The sequence below is a fragment of the Achromobacter sp. NFACC18-2 genome, from assembly GCF_900108985.1.
In the GTDB taxonomy this organism is placed as follows: domain Bacteria; phylum Pseudomonadota; class Gammaproteobacteria; order Burkholderiales; family Burkholderiaceae_B; genus Achromobacter.
The window spans coordinates 60,352-76,211 of record NZ_FNYM01000005.1 but is presented as its reverse complement, the minus strand read 5'-3'; the positions used below and the strand labels follow the sequence as shown (position 1 = coordinate 76,211).

Annotated in this window: 17 protein-coding genes; 11 read left to right on the top strand and 6 right to left on the bottom strand. The window is 66.2% G+C overall.

Annotation, left to right across the window (positions count from 1 at the left end; translation table 11 throughout):
- Positions 1 to 30: 30 nt before the first annotated feature.
- Positions 31 to 1,353: an ArgE/DapE family deacylase gene (locus BMW75_RS09125; RefSeq protein ID WP_092578752.1), complete on the bottom strand. Its 1,323-nt coding sequence runs from the start codon at positions 1,351 to 1,353 to the stop codon at positions 31 to 33.
- Between the two features lie 229 nt (positions 1,354 to 1,582).
- On the opposite strand from BMW75_RS09125, the gene BMW75_RS09120 reads away from it, so the two are divergent.
- A complete protein-coding gene (locus BMW75_RS09120) occupies positions 1,583 to 2,356 on the top strand; it encodes an IclR family transcriptional regulator (protein WP_092578750.1) in 774 nt (257 codons plus the stop codon).
- Positions 2,357 to 2,530: 174 nt separating this feature from the next.
- Complete coding sequence (locus BMW75_RS09115) at positions 2,531 to 4,132, top strand: ABC transporter substrate-binding protein (protein WP_092578748.1); 1,602 nt, start codon at positions 2,531 to 2,533, stop codon at positions 4,130 to 4,132.
- A gap of 39 nt (positions 4,133 to 4,171) precedes the next feature.
- On the opposite strand, the gene BMW75_RS09110 is transcribed toward BMW75_RS09115, so the two are convergent.
- Positions 4,172 to 5,071: an SMP-30/gluconolactonase/LRE family protein gene (locus BMW75_RS09110; RefSeq protein ID WP_092578746.1), complete on the bottom strand. Its 900-nt coding sequence runs from the start codon at positions 5,069 to 5,071 to the stop codon at positions 4,172 to 4,174.
- A gap of 276 nt (positions 5,072 to 5,347) precedes the next feature.
- On the opposite strand from BMW75_RS09110, the gene BMW75_RS09105 reads away from it, so the two are divergent.
- Both BMW75_RS09105 and BMW75_RS09100 read left to right on the top strand, forming a co-directional pair.
- The gene (locus BMW75_RS09105; RefSeq protein WP_092578744.1) at positions 5,348 to 6,640 is read left to right on the top strand and encodes a dicarboxylate/amino acid:cation symporter; all 1,293 of its coding nucleotides are present in this window, start codon (positions 5,348 to 5,350) and stop codon (positions 6,638 to 6,640) included.
- 136 nt (positions 6,641 to 6,776) lie between these two features.
- On the top strand, positions 6,777 to 7,166 hold the full coding sequence (locus BMW75_RS09100) for a hypothetical protein (protein WP_076521761.1): 390 nt from the start codon (positions 6,777 to 6,779) through the stop codon (positions 7,164 to 7,166).
- Between the two features lie 22 nt (positions 7,167 to 7,188).
- On the opposite strand, the gene BMW75_RS09095 is transcribed toward BMW75_RS09100, so the two are convergent.
- Complete coding sequence (locus tag BMW75_RS09095; RefSeq protein ID WP_076515999.1) at positions 7,189 to 7,623, bottom strand: hypothetical protein; 435 nt, start codon at positions 7,621 to 7,623, stop codon at positions 7,189 to 7,191.
- A 164-nt stretch (positions 7,624 to 7,787) separates the two neighbouring features.
- A complete protein-coding gene (locus BMW75_RS09090; RefSeq protein ID WP_076516001.1) occupies positions 7,788 to 8,759 on the bottom strand; it encodes a LysR family transcriptional regulator in 972 nt (323 codons plus the stop codon).
- 108 nt (positions 8,760 to 8,867) lie between these two features.
- Between BMW75_RS09090 and BMW75_RS09085 the strand changes: the two genes are divergently transcribed.
- The 7 genes from BMW75_RS09085 to BMW75_RS09055 all read left to right on the top strand — a co-directional run bounded on the left by BMW75_RS09085 (position 8,868) and on the right by BMW75_RS09055 (position 14,567).
- A complete protein-coding gene (locus BMW75_RS09085) occupies positions 8,868 to 10,703 on the top strand; it encodes a gamma-glutamyltransferase family protein (protein WP_092578742.1) in 1,836 nt (611 codons plus the stop codon).
- Positions 10,704 to 10,762: 59 nt separating this feature from the next.
- Positions 10,763 to 11,737, top strand: a complete 975-nt coding sequence (locus BMW75_RS09080; RefSeq protein WP_076516005.1) for a Bug family tripartite tricarboxylate transporter substrate binding protein — start codon at positions 10,763 to 10,765, stop codon at positions 11,735 to 11,737.
- Entirely contained in the window at positions 11,734 to 12,240 is a 507-nt protein-coding gene (locus BMW75_RS09075; RefSeq protein ID WP_092578740.1) for a GAF domain-containing protein, read from the top strand. Before BMW75_RS09080 ends, BMW75_RS09075 begins: the two co-directional genes overlap by 4 nt.
- A 50-nt stretch (positions 12,241 to 12,290) precedes the next feature.
- Positions 12,291 to 12,743, top strand: a complete 453-nt coding sequence (locus tag BMW75_RS09070; protein WP_092578738.1) for a GFA family protein — start codon at positions 12,291 to 12,293, stop codon at positions 12,741 to 12,743.
- Between the two features lie 37 nt (positions 12,744 to 12,780).
- Positions 12,781 to 13,320 (top strand): SRPBCC family protein, encoded by a 540-nt coding sequence (locus BMW75_RS09065; RefSeq protein WP_092578736.1) that lies wholly within the window; start codon positions 12,781 to 12,783, stop codon positions 13,318 to 13,320.
- Positions 13,321 to 13,839: 519 nt separating this feature from the next.
- Positions 13,840 to 14,103: a translation initiation factor IF-1 gene (gene infA, locus BMW75_RS09060; RefSeq protein ID WP_006221179.1), complete on the top strand. Its 264-nt coding sequence runs from the start codon at positions 13,840 to 13,842 to the stop codon at positions 14,101 to 14,103.
- 158 nt (positions 14,104 to 14,261) lie between these two features.
- Positions 14,262 to 14,567 carry a hypothetical protein gene (locus BMW75_RS09055; RefSeq protein WP_092578734.1) on the top strand — a complete coding sequence of 102 codons (306 nt, stop codon included), beginning with the start codon at positions 14,262 to 14,264 and terminating at the stop codon, positions 14,565 to 14,567.
- Positions 14,568 to 14,613: 46 nt separating this feature from the next.
- Here the strand turns inward: BMW75_RS09055 and BMW75_RS09050 are convergent, their stop codons facing one another.
- Together BMW75_RS09050 and BMW75_RS09045 are read right to left on the bottom strand one after the other, a co-directional pair.
- Positions 14,614 to 15,450, bottom strand: a complete 837-nt coding sequence (locus tag BMW75_RS09050) for a peptidoglycan DD-metalloendopeptidase family protein (RefSeq protein WP_254791984.1) — start codon at positions 15,448 to 15,450, stop codon at positions 14,614 to 14,616.
- 38 nt (positions 15,451 to 15,488) lie between these two features.
- Positions 15,489 to 15,827, bottom strand: a complete 339-nt coding sequence (locus BMW75_RS09045; RefSeq protein WP_092578732.1) for a hypothetical protein — start codon at positions 15,825 to 15,827, stop codon at positions 15,489 to 15,491.
- Positions 15,828 to 15,860: the final 33 nt, after the last annotated feature.

Below are 15,860 nucleotides of genomic sequence, written 5' to 3'. Positions count from 1 at the left end.
CCCAAGGAAAAGTGAGGATCGCGGATGGACTCAGGCTTGCAGCGGTTCGACGCCGCACCAGTCATGGATGAAGAGCGCCAGCGAGGTCGCCACGCGCACCATGCTGTCCACCGACACGCATTCGTTGAAACCGTGCACGTTCTGCACCTTCGGGCCGTAGCAGGTCACGGGCACGTCCATCATCAGCCGGAAATGGCGGCCGTCCGTGGTGGCGGTCAACGCTGTGGGCTGCGGCAGTTCGCCCGCTACGCGGCGGTGCGCGTCCGCCAGCAACTGCATGGCGGGAACGTCCAGGTCGTACTCGCAGCCTGGCGCGTGAAAGCCTTCGTAGCGGATATCGATACGCACGTCGCTGTCGGTCAGGCCCGCCTCGACGGCGCGGATGCGCGCTTCGACCCGTCGTTTGGCCTCATCGATGGTCATGTCCGGATAGCAGGCGACACGCATGCCCAGCGTGCACACGCTGGGCACGGATGAATTCCAGTCGCCGGCGTGGATCTGGCCCAGGTTGAAGTTGATGGGATGCGCGTGCTCACGGTAGGCCGGATGTCGGTTCTCGGGCAGGTTCCATTCGTGCTCCAACTGCTTCATGGCGTCGACGATGCGCAGGCCGGTTTCGACCGGATTGACGCCCGTGGTCATATAGGCGGCATGCGCCGGCCGGCCCACGATGTCCACGTACATCCAGTACACGCCAAGCTGCGCGCTCATCATGCGCTCGTGCGTGGGTTCGGGAATGACCACCGCGTCGAACGCGCTGAGCTTGGCGGCGGCGATGGCGCTTTGCAGCGCGGACACCGTAGCCAGCGTGCCGTTGCCGGTGTTTTCCTCTTCCAGCACGCCATTGAAGCCGACGGCGCCCGCGGGCTGCACGCCCAGATCCTGCAGGGCCTTGAACGCCGCCAGGGCGCAGATGATGCCCGCCTTCATGTCGCCTGCGCCGCGGCCATAGAGCCAGCCGTCGCGCAGTTCGCCGTCGAACGGCGCGGGATCCCACAATTCGTGCGGGCCGGTGGGCACCACGTCCAGGTGGCCGTTGAACAGCACGGCCCGGCCGCCGGCGCTGCGGGGTTCGTGCCGCGCCAGCACGTTGTAGCGGCCGCCGTCGGGGCAGCAGGCGGGGGAATACAGCGGCAGGTTCTTGAGTTCTTCGGTGCGCAGCACGATGCGCTCGGACGTGAGGCCCAAGTCGGCCAGCGCGCCCTCCAGAAATTCGGCGGCGGACGTTTCCTGACCGGGCAGGCTGCGGCACTGCACGAAACCCGTGAGCGCGTCGGTCATGTACTGGCGAAGTCCGGCCACGGCTTCGGCGATTCGGGCCTGGTCCAGGCTGGCTGCTGCGACGGCGGTCATTGCATTCCCCTTTTCGAGTATGAAATCGCTCAAATATAAGTATCAATAATTGATACTTAGATATCTATATTTGGCATGATAGAGTTCGAACAAGCGCGCAGCAATACGACATCCATGGGTAATTTCCCTAGGACCTGTCGGAAAATGCTTGCCGCTACAGTGCGTATCCGCGCGCTGTAGCAACGGGGCTTGCAAGGCCGCACATAACAAGACGAACGGAGAAATCAACATGGCCACAACCGAGACCCGGTTCAACCAATCCCTGGCGAAAGGCTTCGGCATCCTGGAGGCTTTTTCCAATCACCCCGGCCCACTCAGCCTCAACGAGCTGACGGAACTGTCGGGGCTGGACCGCAGTTCCACGCAGCGCATGCTGCATACGCTTGTGGCGCTGGGATACCTGGAACGCGGCAGCAACCAGCGCGGCTATGTGCTGGGCAAGAAGATCCTGGACCGGACCTTTGATTTCCTGCGCAGCCATCCCCTGCTGGAACGCGCCACGCCCATCCTGGAACAGCTCCAGCAGGAATGCGGGGAACGCGTGGACCTGAGCCTGTTCGACGACCTGACCATCGTCTATGCGCTGCGCCGCCAGACCAAGCGCCAGACCTTCTACGCCACGCTGGTGGGCCGGCGCATGCCCACGTTTTCGTCGTCCGGCGGGCGCGCCATGATGGCGCACCTGACCGACGCCGAGGTGGACGACATCCTGGCGCGTAGCGACATGCGGCCGCTGACGCCCAAGACCATCACCGATCCCGACGTGATCCGCCAACGCGTGCAGGAGGCCCGGATGCAGGGCTATGCCCTCTGCCTGGAGGAAAGCATGGTTGGGGAGATCGTGCTGGGCAGCGCCGTGGTCGACCACAGCGGGCGGCCCCTGGCGGCCATCCACATCTCCGGGCTCCTGGCCGAATGGACGCCTGACTCCTTCACCCAGCGCTTCAGCTCGCTGGCGATCTCGGCGGCGCGCGCCCTGAGCGGGCGCCCCAATCGCAACTGAGCCCGCAAGCCGGCCGCCTTTCACGGGAAATCCCTAGCGCCGGCCGCCTTGCGCGGCCCGGCGCGCTGCTGCACCATAGTCCACTTGGATTCTTGAGTATCAATATTTGATACTTAAGATTTGACGCAGCAGCGGCCTTCGGCATCGCGGGGCCGCCACCCGAGGAGATTCGCCTTGAAGTGCAATAACGTCCGCCGCGCCCTGATGCAGGGGCTGCTGGCCGCCGCCGCCTTTGCCGCCGTTCCCGCCGCCAGCGCCGCCGATCCCCAGCCGCAATACGGCGGCGTGCTTACCGCCATCCTCAACCCCGAGCCGCCCAACCTGAACGTCGCGATGCAGCAGGTGGGCACCACGCAGATGGTGGCCGGGAAAATCTACGAAAGCCTGCTGACGTATTCCTTCGACCTGAAACCGCTGCCGAGCCTGGCCCGGTCATGGGAGGTGTCCGACGATCAGTTGACCTATACCTTCCACCTGCAGCCCAAGGCGCAATGGCACGACGGCAAGCCATTCACGTCGGCGGACGTGCTGTTCTCGTACAAGCAGATCCTGGCCAACACGCCGCGCACGCGCTCGCTGATGCGCTACATCCAGGACATCACCGCGCCGGACGAGCACACGGTGGTGTTCCATCTGAAAGAGCGCTACTCGGCCTTCCTGTATGCGTTCGATATCGGCGGCGGCGTGATCCTGCCCAAGCACCTGTACGACGTGGACACGCCGCTGGCGCAGAACCCGCACAACAACGCGCCCATCGGCACAGGGCCATTCAAGTTCAAGCGCTGGGAACGCGGCTCTTACATCGAACTGGTCAGGAATGACCACTACTGGAAGGAAGGACGTCCCTACCTGGACGGCATCACCTACCGCGTGATTCCCGACGCGGCATCGCGCCGCCTGGCCCTGGAGCAGCGGACCGTGCAGCAGGCTTGGCTGCAGGACATCGAGCCCTTCGACATGCCCCGTGTGGCCAAGCTGGCGCACATCAACGTCACGCAGAAGGGCTACGAGTACTGGTCCACGCTGCACTGGATCGAAATGAACGAAGCGCGCAAGCCGATGGATGACAAGCGCTTCCGGCAAGCGGTCATGTACGCCATCGACCGCGAATTCATCGCCAAGCGCATCATGTTCGGGATGGGCACGGTGTCCACCGGCCCGTTTCACCGCAACACACGGTTCCACGATCCCAACGTCAGGCAATACCCGTACGATCCCAAGAAGGCCATCGCGCTGCTGGACGAGATGGGCCTGAAGCCCGACGCCAATGGCGTGCGCGTCAAGCTTGGCCTGATCCCCAATCCCTATGGGGAAATGCAGCGCCGCATCGCCGAATACACCAAGCAGAGCCTGGGCAAGGTGGGCATCGCCATCGAAATCGAAAGCACCGACGTGGGCGGCTGGACCACGCGCATGGGCAACTGGGATTTCGACATGGCCTACAACGGCGTGTTCCAGTATGGCGATCCCGCCATCGGCGTGTCGCGCACGTACGTCAGCAGCAACATCAAGAAGGGCCTGGCGTTCACCAATACCTCGCAGTACCGCAATCCCAAGGTCGATGAACTGTTCGACCAGGCCGCCACCGCGCCGACGGACCAGGAACGCCAGCGGCTGTACACGGAAGTGCAGAAGATCCTGGCCGAAGATGTGCCGCTCGCGTGGATCGACGACACCAACTACTCCACCTTCCTGGACAAGCGCGTGCACGGCGCCATCACGACGGGACTGGGCGCCGTGGATAGCTACGCAGACGCGTGGCTGGCGCCCAAGTAGGCACGGCCCGGGCCGCTGCGCCCCGGCCCGCGGGCGGCCTCAGGGCCGCCCAGCGTGCGGCACGTCCACGCGGGTCGCCAGGATGCGCGCCTGGGGCTTGGCCCGGCGGTTGGCCTCGATGAAGTCCGGCGCGGCCGCCATGAACAGGGTCCGGCCATCCGGGCCGCCCAGGGCAGCCGCGAAGATGCCGAATTCCCCCGTGTCGATCTGTTCGAGGATCCGGCCGCCGCGTTCGACGCGCACGATGCGCTTGCCGATGGCGTCCGCGACCCACAGGGCGCCCTCCTCGTCCAGCGCGCCGCCGTCAGGGGCGATGGCGGAGGCGGCGATCAGCGTGGACAGGTCATCGGTGTCGGGCAGCTCGCCAAAGTTGGCCCAGTCCCGGCGCGGACCCAGCACGCCGTTGGGCTGGATGTCGAATTCCGAAATGCGATTGGCAAAGGTCTCGTTGACGATCAGGGTCTTGCCGTCGGGCGTGATGAACGACCCGTTGGGAAAGCACAGGTCGTCCGCCACGACCTGCGCGACACCGTCCGGATCGACGCGCACCAGCGTCGTGGTGCGGACCGGCTCGCCCGCCATGATGTCGAAGCCGAAGTTGCCGACATAAGCCCTGCCCTGCGCGTCCACCACCATGTCATTGATGTGGCCGCCGGTCAGGGCGGACAGATCGGCATGGACCGACAAGGTGCCGTCGGCCTCGCGGCGCAGCAGCTTGCGGTCTTTCATGGACGAGATCAGCAGGCGGCCGTCGGGCAGCCAGCCCAGGCCGGACGGCTGCTGCGGGACCAGACAGACGCGGTCGACAGCGCCTTGCTCCGTCACGGTGATGACCTGCCCGGTGTAGAAATCCGACGCCCACAGACGGTTGTCGTGCCAGCGCAATCCTTCCAGATAGGTGTAGCCGGAGGCCAGTACGGACAGCTCGCGATTCGGCATTGCTTTGTCTCCTTTATCGCCCCGCTCGGGGCCGGTTCCCTGGGTGGCGCGCAGCCTTCGTCGTCGAGGCCGGCGCGGTCATTCTGGCATGATTGATCCGTCCCCAAACTGACAACTGGCTGTCAGCTTCACGGCGTTAACATCGCGCCCCAAGGGTTAACCCGTGCTTTCCCCGGGCCCTGGCATGTCCGTCATCGGACCGCCCTGCACCGCCCCCATGCCGGCGGGCCTGGCCCTTCGGGCCGAGCGGCGGCTCCCCGTTATCCCGTTTTGAACATGAACACAAAGAAGCTGACGCGTTATATCGGCATCGCCATGGTGCTGGGCATCGTGGTGGGCTACTTCTGCAACAAGTTCGCGCAGAACCAGCAGGAGGCGGCGCACATCGCCTCGTACTTCAGCCTCGTCACCGACATCTTCCTGCGCATGATCAAGATGATCATTGCGCCCCTCGTGTTCGCCACCCTGGTGACCGGACTGGCCAGCATGAGCGATGCCAGCGCCGTGGGCCGCATCGGCATGCGCGCCATGATCTGGTTCATCGCCGCCTCCGCGATCTCCCTGTTGCTGGGCCTGGCGCTGGTCAACATCTTCCAGCCCGGCGCGCACATGAACCTGGCGATCCCCGACGCGGGCCTGACCTCGGGACTGAAGACGGGCGATTTCACGCTCAAGGCCTTCATCGCGCACGTGTTTCCCAAGAGCATCGCCGAAGCCATGGCGAACAACGAGATCCTGCAGATCCTGGTGTTCTCGCTGTTCTTCGGCGCGGCGCTCTCCTTCATCCGCGGCAAGGGCCACAACACGATCTACAACATGATCGACGAGCTGGCCAAGATCATGTTCCGCGTGACTGACTATGTGATGCGCTTCGCGCCGCTGGGCGTATTCGCCGCCATGGCCGCCGCCATCACCACCGAAGGCCTGGGCGTGCTGGTCAGCTACGGCAAGCTGATCGGGGAGTTCTACCTGGGCCTGGCCCTGCTGTGGGCGGTCCTGTTCGGCGTCGGCTACCTGTTCCTGGGCAAGTCCACCTTCCGCCTAGGCGGCCTGATCAAGGAACCGACCCTGCTGGCGTTCTCGACCGCGAGCAGCGAATCGGCGTATCCCAAGACCATCGAGGCGCTGGCGCGTTTCGGGGTGTCCAAGCGCATTTCGGGATTCGTGCTGCCGCTGGGCTACTCGTTCAACCTGGACGGCTCGATGATGTACCAGTCCTTCGCGGTGCTGTTCATCGCCCAGGCCTACAACATCGAGATGAGCTTCACGCAGCAGCTCACCCTGCTGCTGGTGCTGATGGTGACCAGCAAAGGCATGGCCGGCGTGGCGCGCGCGTCGCTGGTCGTGGTGGCGGCGACGCTGCCGATGTTCCATCTGCCGGAAGCCGGCCTGCTGCTGATCATGGGCATCGACCAGTTCTTCGACATGGGCCGCACCGCCACGAACGTGGTCGGCAACAGCCTGGCCACGGCCGTGATCGCCAAGCTTGAAGGCAATGAGGAGGACCTGCCCGCGCAGGCCGCCGAAGACGCCCCGCAGACGGGCGCGGCCGCCACCCAGAACGCATGAAAAATCGGGCCACAAGGGCCCGATTTTTCATGGTGCGCGCCAGCTTGACCCGGCGCGGGGAGCGGGCGCAACATAAAGGCCCCTTCCGACAAGTACCGGCGCGGCGCGCATGGGCGCCACGCCCGGCCCGCACGCCATGAACCTACCGCCCTTTCGCACCGCGGCGGCCGCCGCCGCGCTTGCCGGCGGCGTCTTTGCCGCCATGCCTGCCGCGCACGCATGGACACTCGTCTCCTGCGACCTGCACGGCACCGTCGCCACCCTGCCCACCACCTTCCGGCAATTCCGCACCGATGGCTCGGAACTGGTCCAGGTGTTGTTCAAGCTGAAAGTGAAAGCCGCCGAGATCCCGGACGGCGAGCGCGCCGACACCGACTGCTCGCAGTTCGTGGGCAAGGATGTCGATGTGGCGCTGGAGAACGTGCCGGCCCGCAGGATCCAGCGAGGCAAGCCGCTGAACGTGCGCTACCGGTATGACGAATCGCTGGGGCAGGCGATGTCGACAAAGTACGAGCTGACGCCCTGACGCCTTGCCGACGTCGCGGCCGCTAGTCGTTGACCGAGCACGACACGGGCGAACCGTCCTCGAACTCAACGTCGTAGGTGTGCACCGGATCCCAGGGCAGCGTGAACCAGAGTTCATAGCCGTCGCCGTCTTCATCGAACAGCCACAGGGCGCGCAGCACGGCCTTTTCCGCCATGGCTTCGGCGGTTTCCTCGGCCAGGAGCTGGTCGTCTTCGATGCCCAGCTTCTTGTAGTGCTCATACGAATAGTTGTCGAGCAGGAATTCGGCGGCGGCCAGGATCTGTTCGTCCAGGTCGTCGATGATGGCCTTGACCACCTTGGAGGCGTCGCCGCCGGGCTCTTCGCCATCGGTCTGGATCATGACGTGGATGGGCGGCCGGCCCTCTCCTGCGGGGACGTTTTCCGCCGCCCACAGATCGGGTTCTTCGAGGTCCTGGGTGAAATTGAATCGTGCCATCTGGGGCTCCGTGATTTGTCATGGCGAGCCGGAAAAGGCCATGGCTCGCCCTAGGCCGTCTGGCCTTTCAGCCATTTAACCAGATGCAGGCTCCCGCGTCTTTGGGGGCACGCGACGTTTTTGCGCCTAGGACATGCGCAGGTCGCGCCAGGCGGGCGCCCGCCTCACGGTGCGCCCGCCTCGCCCTGGCGCCAGGGCGCGGCCGCGTCGCCGCAAAGACCCAGCAGAATCTCCGAAAACCGCTCCTCTGCCGCCAGGGCCTGGTCCCGCCTGCGCCGGATCAGGTTGATCGGCGGCAGCTCCCAGCCGAAATCCCAGGGCACCATGCCCAGCCTGCCGCGCTGGCACAGCTCGCGCGCGATGTCTTCGGGCACCACCGAAATCAGCGTGTCGTTCATGGTGAGGATCCCTTCGATCACGTCCGTCGAATAGGCTTCCAGCACCGGCGACGGCGGTTGCAGCTCCGCGCGGATGAAATGCTCCACGATCAGTTGCCGCGTCGGCGTATTGGCCGCGGGCAACACCCAGTCCATGGCGGCCACGGCGGCCCAGTCCGGCTGGCGCCGGGCCAGCCGCTGGGCCAGGCGGCCATGCGCGATCAGGCGCGGGCGCTGGCGATACAGCACGCGATGGATCAGATCCTCGTGCGTCACCGTGGATGTGGCCCGGCTGATGATGCAGTCCAGCTCATGGTGGCGCAGCATCGGCACCAGGTGATCCGTGGTGGCGCGGTGCAGGCTCAGGGTCACGCCATGACGCTGATGCAGGCTGCTGATGGCGGCGGTCAGCAAGGCACTGGACACGTAGGGCACCACGCCTACCTGCAGGTGGGCGGAATGGCCGGCATGCAGCGCCTCGACCTCGCGCGCCCACAGGTCCAGGTCGCTGAGCAGGTGCCTTGCCCGCACCAGCGCCAGGTTCCCGAGCAAAGTGGGCTGCAGGCCGCTGCCGGTGCGCTGGAACAGGGGCGCGCCAAAGATGTCCTCCAGCTCGGCGAGCGCCTTGGTCACCGCCGGCTGGCTGATGCCGGTTGCGGCCGCCACGCGCGTCAGCGATCGGTGGCGGTCGATGTTGACCAGCAGCGTCAGATGCCGGGGCTTCAGGCGGTTGACGAGCCGGACTGCGTCCCAGGTCATGGCATGCTCCGAATAACCATTCAGTTATCGGATTATGCCAATAAAGATAAAACCAGTTATTTCAGGATCCTATACTGCAGGCATCTCCCCGCCGTCCGGATACGCCCGATGACTCCCTCATTTACCACCCGACCCGAAATTCGCGGCACCTACGGCGTGGTCTCGTCCACGCACTGGCTGGCGTCGCAAGTGGCCATGAGCGTGCTTGAGCGCGGCGGCAATGCCTACGATGCCGCCGTGGCCGGCGGCTTCGTGCTGCAGATCGTGGAACCGCACCTGAACGGACCCGGCGGCGAAGTGCCCATCCTGTTCTGGAGCGAGCGCGAACAGCGCATGCGCGCGCTGTGCGGACAGGGCCCGGCGCCCGCGCTGGCGACGCCCGATTACTTCCGCGGGCTGGGACTGGATCTGGTGCCCGGGATCGGCCTGCTGCCCGCCACCGTGCCTGGCGCGTTCGGCGCCTGGCTGACCCTGCTGCGCGACTATGGCACGTGGGAGCTGGCCGACGTGCTGCGGCCGGCCATCGACTACGCGCGCAACGGCTTTCCGCTGGTGCCGCGCATTTCGCAGGCCATTCTTGCCGTGCAGGCGCTGTTCCGCGACGAGTGGACGAGTTCGGGCCAGGTCTGGCTGCCCGGCGGGCGCGTGCCCGCCCCGGACGCGTTGTTCCGCACGCCGGCCATCGCGGCCACCTACGCCCGCATCCTGGACGAGGCGCACGCCGCCGGCACCGACCGGCGCGGCCGCATCGATGCGGCGCTGGACGTCTGGTATCGCGGCTTCGTCGCCGATGCGATCGACGACTACTACACGAACCAGGCCGTGCTGGACACGACCGGGCAGCGCAATCGCGGCCTGCTGCGCAAATCCGATCTTGCCGATTGGCGCGCCGCCTACGACGAACCGCTCACCACCCAATATGGCCGCTACACCGTCGCCAAATGCGGCGTGTGGTCGCAAGGTCCGGTGCACCTGCAACAGCTCGCGCTGCTGCGCCACCTGGACGTCGGCGGGCTGGATCCGCTGTCCCCGCAGTTCGTGCATCGCGTGGCCGAGGCGGCCAAGCTGGCCTTCGCGGACCGCACCGCGTGGTACGGCGACCCGGATTTCGTGCAGGTGCCGATCGAGGCCCTGCTCAGCGACACGTATGCGCGGGCGCGCGCCGCCAGCATCGGAGAGCGCGCCTCGGCCGCGCTGCAGCCCGGCAGCCCGGGTGGCCTGACGCCGCGCCTGCCCGACCTGGACGCGGCGATCCGCACCCTGGCCGCCTCCGATACCCGCTACGGCGTGGGCGAGCCGACCTTCGCCGCGTTGCCGCCCGTGACCGAATGGGCCGCGCGCGAGCTGTTCGTGGGCGACACCTGCCAGATCGACGTCATCGACCGCGACGGCAACATGGTGGCGGCCACACCTTCGGGCGGCTGGCTGTCGTCCAGTCCGGTGGTGCCCGCGCTGGGCTTTTCGCTCACGACCCGGCTGCAGATGACCTGGCTGGACGAGGACGTCCCCGGACGCCTGCAGCCCGGCAAGCGGCCCTGCACGACGCTGTCGCCCGGCCTGGCGCTGCGCGACGGGCTGCCCTACATGGCCTTCGGCACGCCCGGCGGCGACCAGCAGGACCAATGGACCGTCGCGTTCTTCCTGCGCCACGCAATGGGCATGAACCTGCAGGAGGCGATCGACGCGCCTTCCTGGCACATCGATCACTTCCCGGGTTCGTTCTGGCCGCGCTCGCAGACGCTGAACCGCCTGACCGTGGAGTCGCGCATGCCCGCCGCCACCCTGGACGCGCTGCGCGCCGCCGGCCACGACGTCAAGGTCGGACCGGATTGGTCCGAAGGCCGCATCAGCGCCTGTACCCGCGAGCCGGCCGAGGGCGGCGGGCTGCTGCTGCGCGCGGCGGCCAATCCGCGCGGGATGCAGGGATATGCCGTCGGCCGCTGAATCGATTTCCATCCGACCGGCTCTGAGAAGCCGGACACTACGCAAGGGGTAACCGCACCATGAAACTGCAATTCAAACGACTGCTGCGCACGTTCGCGCTGGGACTGGCCATGGCCGCGCCCGCGATCTCCCACGCCGCCTGGCCCGAAAAGCCCATTACGCTGGTCGTGCCGTGGGCCGCGGGCGGCTCCACCGACATCCTGGCGCGCGTCCTGTCGGAAGGCCTGACCCAATCGCTGGGCCAGCCGGTCATCGTGGAAAACCGCTCGGGCGCGTCCGGCAACATCGGCACGGCGTTCGTCGCGCGCGCCAAGCCGGACGGCTACACGCTGCTGGTCGGGTCGATGAGCACGCACACGATGAACCAGGCGCTCTACCCCAACATGCCGTTCGACGGCGTGAAGGATTTCACGCCCATCGCCGAGCTGGCCCTCGTCACCAACACCATGGTGGTGCACCCGTCGGTACCAGCCTCGAACGTGAAGGAATTCATCGCCTACGTAAAGGCCAATCCCGACACGGTGGCCTACGCCTCGGCGGGCCAGGGCTCGACCAATCACCTGAGCGCGGTGCTGTTTGAAAAGGCCGCTGGGGTGAAGATGATGCACATCCCCTACCGCGGCGGCGCGCCCGCGGTGCTGGACACGGTGGCTGGCCGCACGCAGGTGTTGTTCAGCGCCGGGACGCAGACGCTGCCGCACGTGCAGTCCGACAAGCTCAAGCTGCTGGCCGTCACCGAAGACAAGCGCTCGCCGCTGCTGCCCAACGTGCCCACCGTGGCCGAAACCCTCCCCGGCTATGAACTGTCGGTCTGGTATGGCGCGTTCGGCCCGGCCGGCATGCCGCCTGAATTGACCGCCCGTCTGAACCGCGAGATCAATCTGATCCTGAAGCGGCCCGAGGTGGTCAAGAAAATGGGGGACATGGGCGTGCTGCTGACCGAAACCACGCCGGATCAGTTTGGCCAGATCCTGGCGCGCGATGCGGACAAGTACGGCAAGCTGATCAAAGAACTGGGAATCACGGCGGAATGACGAATGCTTCCCCCAGCGCGGAGCTGGCCGGCGTACAGGCCATCTCCCGCGCCTACGCGACTGGCGATCCCGAGGCCGCCTTGCAGGCCATCGACGACTACATCCGCCTGCGCCTCGCGCACACCCTGTGCACCGTCAACCGCTACGATGCCCAGGCCATGCGCGTGGTCCGCCTGTACAGCTCGAACCCGCAAGCCTATCCGCCTGGGGGCAGCAAGGACAAGACGGGCACGGCATGGGGCCGGCACGTCCTGCTGGAGCAGCAGGTCTTCGTCGGGCAGGGCGAGGACGCGATCCGCGAATTCTTCGACGATCACGACGCGATTCGGAAATTGGGGTTGCAGTCGGTGATCAACGTGCCGGTGGTGGATGGCGGCCGGTGCCTGGGCACCGTCAACTTCCTGATGCCGCGGCCGGCCGTGTCGGATGCCGACATCCACGCCGCGCGGCTGGCGGGGCTGCTGGCATTGCCGGCATTCCAGGGGCTGCAGCGGCCCGATTGAGGCGGCGCGCGGGTATATTGGACTTATTGCCCACTTACCCGACGCCCATCATGATCAAAGGTTCCTGCCTGTGCGGCCGCGTTGCCTACGAGATCACCGGCCCGCTCACCCACGCACTCAACTGCCATTGCATCATGTGCCGCAAGTCGCACGGCGCGGCTTTCCGCAGCCGCGCGACGGTGCAGGCCAAGGACTTCGCCTGGACGCGGGGCGAGAACCACATCACCTGGTACGCCTCGTCGCCCGGTTGCTACCGCGGCTTCTGCGAGGCCTGCGGCTCGCCCTTGCTCAGCCGGTTCGACCAGACCCCGGATATCTACGGCCTGCCGCTGGGGGCCCTGGACGACGACCCGGGCGTCAAACCCGAAGCGCACTATCACGTGTCGAGCAAAGCGCCGTGGTACGACATCACCGACGCGCTGCCCCAGCACGAGGGCGCCATGGAAAGCGCGCCGGACCACGACCCGCAAATCCCGCCCCTGACCTTTTCGCACGGCAGGTAAGACCCGCGTTGGGCGGCGGACTTCACAGGAGATCGACATGAACGACTATGGCGTCGTACTGGATCCGACCACATTGCGTTTCACGCGCCGGCTGCCCGCCAGCGCGCAGGAGGTGTGGGCCTGGCTGACGGAATCCGACAAACGCGGCCGGTGGCTGGCATCCGGGGACATGGAGCTGATCGAGGGCGGCGGCGTGACCCTGCGGTTCCTGCATGCAGACCTGTCTTCCGTGCGCGAACCGACGCCCGAGGCCTACAAGCCCTTTGAAGAAGGGCTCACGACCCAGGGCCTGATCACGCGCTGCGAACCGCCCCACCTGCTGGGCTACACCTGGGGCGGATCGGCCGGATCGCCGTCCGAAGTGATTTTCGAGGTCTCGCAGGAGGACGACGGCGCGCTGCTGGTGCTGACCCATCGCAAGCTGGCCAGCCGCGACGACATGGTGGACGTCGCTGGCGGCTGGCATACCCATCTGAACGTGCTGGCCGCCCGGCTGGCCGGACGCGAGCCCGGCCCCTTCTGGTCCGCCAACGCGGCCTGGGAGGCCGACTACCAGCGCCGCATACCGCACCGCTAGAGTCGTTCAAGCACAACTATCATGGCCGAACCAAGCATAAAAACTGGCTAAATGGCCAGCTTTGCAGTAACATAAGTCCGTGATTTTTCCGCAAAAACCGGACTTCGGTCATTCTGCGTGCCAACCTGTAGCGCCCACACAAGGGCGCTATTGAATGAGCGTCAGCGCCGCAGACTGCATCCGGTTTTTCCTTTGGGCGACCCCCGTCACAGCCCAACGCGCCGCCGCAATCCGCGTGGCGCCAAGCATTGCCGCAGACGCTGCAACCCCGCTTCTTCCGGCAAAGGTGCCCGCAGCACCAACGCCGCGACCTACGCGCGCATCGCGCGCACTTACCTCGGGGCGCGAGTATCCGCCATTTCAGACATCCACCCGGATGCCGTGGCCATACCCACGCTTGCCCGGACGTTTTTTACGTTCAAACCGCTGGACCGGTTTATCCGAGTCCGACGCGCTTGCCGCCTTGGGCGGCGGGTCATGCCGCAGGCATGGCTGCGCGTTTTGATCAAGGAGTAGAGCATGGCTAAAGAAGAACTCATCGAATTGGATGGCATCGTTGACGAAGTGCTGCCCGATAGCCGCTACCGCGTCAAACTGGACAACGGCATCGAAGTCGGCGCCTACGCGTCGGGCCGCATCCGCAAGCACCGCATCCGCATCCTGGCGGGCGACCGCGTCACCCTGGAAATGTCGCCGTATGACCTGACCAAGGGCCGCATCAACTTCCGCCACAAGGACGAACGCGCTCCCGCGCCGCACCGTCCCCAGCAGTACCGCCGCTGATCCGGCTGCCCGGGCCGGCTTCACGCCGGCGCCCGGCTCTCTTTTCCGCGAGTCATTAAGCCCGGCTCGCGAACTGCCGTAATGCGTGGAACGCGCGTTCATGAAAGAATGGCGCTCCCCGCCTGGCGCAACGCCGGGTCGGATACGCACGAAGCACGATGGACCTGAAAGAAGAATTGCAAGCCGCCGCAGACCAGCTTGCCCTGGCGCGCAGACGTTTCGCGAAGGGCGAGGAAGGCCTGCGCCTGCTGCGCCAATCGCGCGAGGCATTCATCAACAGCCTGCGCAATACCGGCCTGACCTACGCCGACGCCAAGACCAAGTACGACAATTGCCTGGATGACCAGGAAGCCGAGCAGCGCAACGTGCGGCAGCAGATGGAGTATGCCGAGCGCATGCACCAGTACGTGCTGAACCGCATTGCGATGCAGGCCAAACAGGCCAATCAAGCCAACCAGGCCTGACGCGCCCATCCTGTCCGACCCGTCCGGCCTCTGTCCTGCCTGCCCGTCAGGGCTTGAACGCGCCGATGAAGATCGCCGGATCGATGCGCGCATCGTTCAGGCTGACATTCCAGTGCAGATGCGGGCCGGTCGCCCGCCCGGTCGCGCCCACCTTGCCCACCACCCCGCCGCGCGGCACCTCGTCGCCCACCTTCACGTCGATGGCCGACATGTGGCAGAACATGCTGACCAGGCCCTGGCCATGATCCAGGAACACGGTCTTGCCGTTGAAGAAATAATCCCCCACCAGCACGACCACGCCGGCCGCCGGCGCCTTGATCGGCGTGCCCGCGGGCACGGCGAAATCCAGCCCTGAATGCGGGTTGCGCTCCTGGCCATTGAAAAAGCGGCGCAGGCCGAAGGGGCTGGACAGCCGCCCGCCGTCGACCGGACGGTCCAGCAGCAGGTTGCTCGGCGTGACGCCCGCGCGATAGCGGGCGTAGGCGGCGAGCTGCTCGGCCAGTTCACGCTCGATGCGCTTCAGATCGTCGGGATTCGGGTCGACCTGGCGGCGGTTCTTCAGGGTGATGTGCTGCGCCACGTATTCCTTGGCGCCCACCGTGAAGGCCACCTTGCGCTGGCCGGCGGCATCCTTGACCTGGATGTGCTCCTGGCCCGGCTTCACGCTGAGCGGGATGCCGACCACGGCGATCCACTGTTTGCCTTCTTCCCGCACCACCAGCACGCGCCGGTCCAGATACGTGACCTCTGGCGCGCTTTCGGCGTCGCCCAGGCCCAGCACCGCCACGCCGCCGGGCACGCGCGCGTCGAGCTTGCGGCTGATGTAGCCCGCGGCCGCCTGCCCCCGTGCGGGCCACCCCAGGCACAGGGCTGCCGCCGCCAGGCCGGTGCGCAGGAGGTCGCGCCGGTGGATGATGGCGCTCAACGGCACAGGTTGGCCGGTTCGATGATGGACTGGTCGCGGCGCGCGATGCGCGTGGACAGACGCGCCTCGGTCTTGCCCTTCCAGTGCGTGGTCGTCAGGACGGCTTCGACGCCCAGGCTGCCGTGCAGGATGAGCTCGTAGCCGTTGCGCACCGGCTTCTGCTCGAAGTCCACGCCCAGGCCCTTCCAGGCTTGCGCCACGCATTGCGTGTAATCCTCGGGAGTGCGCTGGGTGGAACCGTAGAAGACGGGCTCGCGGTCGCGCACGTCCTTGACGTTGGCGCAGGCCGACAGGGCGGCCAGGGCGGCGAGGGACAGAATGGTACGAACCTTCATGACGATGGGAACTCTTGGTCAATAGGGGTTGAT